The following is a 6246-nucleotide window of genomic DNA, read 5'->3' as shown; positions in this document are numbered from 1 at the left end:
TTGCCGCAGCGCAAAGAAGCGGCCGAAATCGGCGACCTTTTGCCGTTCAACTACTCCAAGACAAATGCCCAATAAAGCTGGGTACCGCTAGCATCCGTGCGCGATTACCCCTGAAGAAGCCGTCAAGGCGCATCGAAAATCGCGCTTACTTTCTTCCGGGACCACCGGCCGATTTCGCTTGAATGGAACGACGATGAATTTTTTGACAATGACATTGGGTGACCGGAAGACCTTTATATTGAGCAACGTCAGCTGAGTGCCTCGATCTGATCGCCCAATCCGCACCGTTGAACATATCGAGAGCAAAAGGGGCGCTCCAGCGCAAGCGCCTCGTTTTAAGAATGCAAGCTGGCGTCAATCTGTGGCATCCAAGCCAGCCCATTGCGATCTCCTGTTCTGACGAGACAGAAGACGATGAGGCCCGACGCAAACGATGTTTAGATTTTGTCCCACTGGACATGATGTGCGGCGGGCGTACAGCATCCTACTCCGCTGCCATCGCCTTGACAGGGAATGAAGACTGGATTGTATCCAGGTCGTGAAGGAGAACTCCCGGGCAGACCGTCCGGGCGATCTCGGTCAGATGACGATGGTGAGTCAAATAGATCACCTGCCCGTGCTCCGCCATCTGCGCAAACAGTCGGAAGGTTTCCTCAGCCCGGAAATCGTCGAACGTTTCCATGATGTCGTCTGCAATGAAAGGAATCGGGGGCCGGTTGGCGACGAACTCGAAATATCCGGCGACGCGCAGTGCGAGGTAGAGCTGGAAACGCGCCCCTTTCGAAAGTTCATCGGCCGACTTCGACCCTCCGTGCGCCGATATTGCTATCAGGACTTCGCCATCCCTGCTCGGCTGCGCAGCGACGCCTGTATAGGCTCCGCGACTGATAGTTCTGAAAGCCTCCGAGGCGTTCGTCATCATTCCACTGCGATGTCTGTCCCTGTAGAGCTTTAGCGCCTGCTCGGCTGCCGTAACGCCTGCCCGAAGCTCGAGGTAGCGCCCCGCACGTTCCTCGATTTCGACCAGGAGCGTTCGCCGCTGCTCCTCGATTTCCGCAACCGCAGAATCCCCACCGACCGCGTCGATCGCCTTCTGCGCTGTAGATCGCTCGTAAAATAGGTCGTGACACGTCTTGTCCTGATCCTCCAGCGCAGGCGCCAAGGCTTCGAGTTGCTCCTCCAATGCCTCTCGATCCGCCAGCGCGAGCTGCTGCTCGACCTCCGCGATGCCTTTCCCCCGGCTGATCTCGACCAGGGCTTGCTCCAGTTCGACAATCGAGCTCTGCAGCGCCTGCCGCTTCGAGAACTGACTGATGCGGGCCTCGACCTCATCTGCGTTCGCACACCCGAAAAATGTCGTCATCTCATTCATGCGGGCATCGAAAATGTCTCTCTCAACAACAAGCGCTCGTTCACTCTCGCGTTTCCTGTCGAGATCTTTCGCGAGCTTGTGCCGTTGCTCCTGGCTCCGCTCTGCCACTTTGACCCGTTCGGCGATTATCCGCGCCAGTTCGGTTGGAGAACCGGAGTGCTCCACCTTGAGCCTGTCACACAGTTCGAAGACCGCTGCCTCGAACGACATGCGGTCCTTTTCCATCTTCTGAACGCGATCCACCAACCCGTCCCTGGCTTCGACAGCGGTTGCGAGCTTTTCAAGAACCTGTAGGATCCCATTGACGGCGCCGACATCAGGGACCTGCTGCTCTTCTCCGATCCAGCAACCATCGCAAAGCTCGCGCCAGCTTGCGTCCCACTCACGAGCGGTTTTCATCGCGTCGTCCCTGGCGCTCGTGCGCGCGGTGATCTCTTCGTTCAGACGCCGTAAACGATCGCCATGATCCATGGCCAGGTTGAAGAGGTCCAGCCCTTGCTCTGCGGCGGAGAAAAGCGTTGCCAGATCCGCACCGACATTGCCCGCCACGCCTGCTCCTTGCATGGCGGAGAGCAGCTGTTTCTTCGATTGCTCTACCCTATCGCGAATGTCGGCAATTTCCTGCCCGATCGCCAATCGATCTTCGCGCGTTCGAAGGGCAATTGTCCTCCTCCGGATCCATTCTTCAAGCTCCGCGGGATCGAGCGAGGCACCAAAAGAAATCGCTGCCAAGGCTCCCGACATCTCACTTCTGACTTCGGCGAGGCAACGCTCGGCTGCATGAAGGCGCTCGCGCGCAATTTCGATATCCGATGCCACAGATGCCCGCGTGAGCTTCAATTGCGCCAGTTTGCTTGCCTCAGCGAAGTGGATAAGCCGCTGCGTCACGAGTTGGTCGTCGGCCCTCATCGCCGTCTCGAAAGCGGCGGCTGAGGTCGCGTCCATTGTCTTGCGATGTGACATCCATGCCGTCTCGCGCGCCGCCCGGCTTGCAGCGACCGATGCCTCGTCAATCTCGCCCGCTCTGGCGCGCAAGAGATCGATCTCAACATCCATGCGCCGGACTTCCGGCTCCAGCCGCCCGAGATCTGCTTGCGCCGCCTTCACCCAATCTCGGCCTTCGTTGTATCGGCTTTTCCAGCCGTCCAGCTTTGCGGGTGATGGCATCGCCATCATCGCGAGTTCGTCGGCAGTTCCGCGCCAGGGCGCAAGCTGCGCCAGGTTCTGCGATAAAATCACATCCACGCTTTCGCAGCGTCGCATCAACGACCGGTGGGCAAGAGCGTCGTCCGATCGCGGCAGGGCCCTGACTGTCGCGGCGAGCAACTTGAACGCATTGATCCGTCCGGGAGACTGGAATTCTTCGAACCGGGTGACGTTCTCGCCCTCATCCTCAAGTGCCCGCTGGGCTCGGATGAGCTCCTGCGACGCAGATGAGAGGCGGGCGTCGATGCCTGACCGCTCGGTTATCAACGCCCTGAACTTGCCGATGGTGACAGCATTTAGGACCAATCTCGCCGGCGTTTTTTCATCGCCTTTTCCGAGCTGCAGAAGGAGTGCTTCGACCGAGAGTTCTGCAATCCGGCCGCTGAGCTTGGGGATATCGACCAAAGCTGTCAGATATCGCGGTTCCAGGGTTTTCGTAAGGTCGGCGACACGCGCAGAAAGATCAAGAGCGACCCGGTCATCTACGGTCTGCGTTATCTCCTTTTCGACCTCTTGAATCGAACGGCCGACCTCGTCCAACCTTACGCGGACGGCAATATCACCCTTTCGAATTTCGACAAGCTCCGAACTCCAGGATGCGGGCGGTTCGCACACGATCTCCAGGGCGTCGAACTGGTCCCGCAACGCTGTGAGCCTTTTCATCGTCGGGAGCGCGCTCAGGACACGATTGATCTCATCCGCCTGCCGCTTGGTACTTGCCCTTTCTGTCAGGGCCCGATCGTAGAGCGCGTCAAGGCGGTTCAGTTCCGTCAACCGCTTGCGATATTCCGTGACCTGGAGGTCGAGCTCCTCGCGTTTCTGCTTCAATTCCGTCAAGCGGGCCTTAAGGTCACCCAGCAGGCCGGAGCGTCCGCGGAATTTATAGAAACTGTCCGCATCCGCGCGGATCGCGACAAGGTGTCGACTGAGATCCGAAAGTCCGGCACTGGCCGAAAAGAGCAATTCCCCGAGATCGCCTCTGCTTGCAAGGATGTTCTCGCCACCTTTCTCGAGCGTGGTGTCGTCCAGCGAGAACATCGTCGAGAACGCATCGCGGTCAATGCCTCCGAGATCGGCTCTGATCTCGGCGTCAGCCAGGCTGCGCTCGTCGCCGGCGAGCAGGCTGTTCTGGGCCCGTTTGATGCGCACGAACTCCCGCGCCTGGCCAGCAACCTGGACGTTGGCGCCTAAACGCATGGCATTATAGGGATGCAGAAAGCCATATCTCGACGTGTTGCCGATCCCGAAGATCAGATCGAGGATGGCATCGAGCGTGGTCGACTTACCTGCTTCGTTCGGTCCGTAGATGATGTGCAGGTCGGGCGATCCGACCGGGCGCGACCCAAAATCGATGATGGCGTCGGTGAATCTCCCATAGCGCGTGAGATCAAGGCGATTGATGCGCACGCTATTCTCCCTCGCCGCTGCGTAGGCGCGCCAGAACCTGCGAGGCGCCGTTCCTGGCCAATTGAGACGCCAGGGCCTCGAATGATGCTTCGTCTCTGCCGAATGTGTCTCGAAGCTCGGCTGGAAGCTGCCCTCTCAGTTCATCGAGGATGGAGCACAGTTCGCCGACATAATCGGTGGAACCGAGGATCTCCTCGTCGATAATCGATGCCAGCTCGTGGAGCGCACCGGACTGGCGGTCGCGGCTCTGACCCGGTATCGTGGGCGAAGCGACCACCTTCTCGATCCAGATGTTGCCCACCGACGCTGCGCGCAATTCCAATTCCGTCCGCAACAGGTCCGTATCGCGTCGCAGTCTCCACGCAAGGTCATTGGTTCCAGTCAATTCAACGCGCGCCACGAGATGGTCGGCTGATGCCGTTGAAGAAAGGCTCTCAAGTCTGCTGTTGACCTCAAGGACGACGTCCTTCCAATCAGCGGCCTGCGATATATCGATTACAAGTCTCTCGAACTGCGCAATAGCCGTGTGGCGCTCCTCGACGATGATCGAGCGGTCATCCCTGATCGTGACCAGCGACACGGACTTGCGGCCATCCTCGTTGATGTCGCGCCCCTGAGGTATGCCGGGCATGATGATCGTCGAGGCGCCGCCCTGGACGGCCGATCGCCTGTGAATGTGGCCGAGTGCCCAGTAGCGAAATCCGCTTTGCTGAAGATCGGCCACGCTGCATGGAGCATATAAATCGTGCCCGGGCGACCCGCCGAGGCTGGTATGCAGTAGACCGATATTAACGGCGTCCGGAAACGGAGGCGGAAAGTTTCGCAGCAGGCTCTCGGGTGCATGCGGCTTGGCGAAGCTGAGCCCGTGGATGGCCACGGGAAAATGGCAAGCGTCACGATCGACGAGGGTTGTCTCCGCGGCGGCGCCGAAAACCTTAACCGTATCAGGCATCACCAGCTCGGCAGTGATTTTCGACAGCGCATCGTGGTTGCCGCGGATGATGAAAGTGCCGATGCCGGCCTGGTGAAGGCGGGCGAGCTGTTCGGCGAGGAACCTTGCGGTCTTCATGGACGTCTGCTCGCCGTCATAAAGGTCACCTGCGACAAGGAGTGCGTCCACCCGCTCCTCGAGACAAAGGTCCACGATCCGGACGAGCGACCGTCGGGTCGCAAGTCCGATTAACTTGGAAAGCTCGAGGTTTCGTAAGGCCAGCGTCCGAAGCGGAGAGTCGAGATGAATGTCAGCAGTGTGAAGGAACCGATAGACCAAGAGCCTAGCCTCATGCGTTGGTCTACCTTCCTATCGCCATTCGCCACTCGGCACCAGCCAATATTCCTGTTTTGTTCCCGACGTCCCCAGGATGTTTGCTCACGGCCGGCGCCCAAGCTTGCCCGCGTTGGAAGGTGTAATCAGGTAGTTTAGCAGTCGACCACGCCCAACCTTCACCAGCTTTCTGCCTCCGAGGGAAAGCCTTTGGCGCCATGGGAACATGTCAAGGAGGTGACAGTTTGGACAAAATCCGACCTTTGCTGAGGATCAATGTCCGAGGACCTACTATCAGACAAGTCGCCTGGTTCATATGGCTCGCCAGTGCTGCCCGCCGATATGGTCGGCGTTTGGCAGGGCGAGGGCATCAGATCGGGCCATCCGCCGGACGGCGTGCTGGAAACAAAATTGCCGTCCGCAGCAAGTTCCCTCAGACACCATGGGAGGACCGCAGAGGCTGCTGTGACTCCAGGCTCCGACAATGGGCCCTCTCCTCAAGTCGCCGATTAATCGAAATAACGCCCGGAACAACTATGTCCCTCCTCATTACCTCCATACTCTTCATCATATTCGGACTGGCGCTCGGCGGCGGCGGGCTGTGGCTCGTCACGCTTGGCGGCAGCGTCTTCTATCTCTTCGCGGGACTGATGTTCCTGCTGACGGCAGGCCTGCTTCTCATGCGCAAGGCAGTCGCGCTGTGGGTCTATGCGGTACTCGTCGTCGTGGCTCTCGCCTGGGCAATCTGGGAGGTGGGGTTCGACTGGTGGCAGCTCGGTCCGCGCGGCGGCCTGATCATCCTCTTCGGGCTCTGGCTGCTGACGCCATGGATCCGCAGGCCGCTCGGCTTTCGCAGCCCGACCGGCATCTATTACGGTGCCAATCCCTGGCCGCTGGCCATTCCGGTCATTCTCGCCATCATCGTCGCCGGATATTCCATGACGACGGATCCGCATGACCTCGCCGGCGACCTGCCGGCGCAATCATCCGCTGCAAC

Annotated in this window: 3 protein-coding genes and 1 pseudogene; 2 read left to right on the top strand and 2 right to left on the bottom strand. The window is 59.4% G+C overall.

Going from position 1 to position 6246, the window contains the following annotated elements:
* Window positions 1-484 precede the first annotated feature (484 nt).
* Together AC1DF8_RS36090 and AC1DF8_RS36085 are read right to left on the bottom strand one after the other, a co-directional pair.
* A complete protein-coding gene (locus tag AC1DF8_RS36090; RefSeq protein ID WP_478157595.1) occupies window positions 485-3985 on the bottom strand; it encodes an AAA family ATPase in 3501 nt (1166 codons plus the stop codon).
* Window position 3986: 1 nt separating this feature from the next.
* Window positions 3987-5255, bottom strand: a complete 1269-nt coding sequence (locus AC1DF8_RS36085) for a metallophosphoesterase family protein (RefSeq protein ID WP_478157593.1) — start codon at window positions 5253-5255, stop codon at window positions 3987-3989.
* Window positions 5256-5525: 270 nt separating this feature from the next.
* Between AC1DF8_RS36085 and AC1DF8_RS36080 the strand changes: the two genes are divergently transcribed.
* Window positions 5526-5762 (top strand): GXWXG domain-containing protein, encoded by a 237-nt coding sequence (locus tag AC1DF8_RS36080; RefSeq protein ID WP_113207936.1) that lies wholly within the window; start codon window positions 5526-5528, stop codon window positions 5760-5762.
* 23 nt (window positions 5763-5785) lie between these two features.
* A pseudogene (locus AC1DF8_RS36075) lies at window positions 5786-6246 on the top strand (membrane-bound PQQ-dependent dehydrogenase, glucose/quinate/shikimate family); the annotation flags it as partial.

Source organism: Rhizobium sp. 05N49, from assembly GCF_056396805.1.
This window is presented reverse-complemented; position numbering and strand designations above follow the sequence as displayed.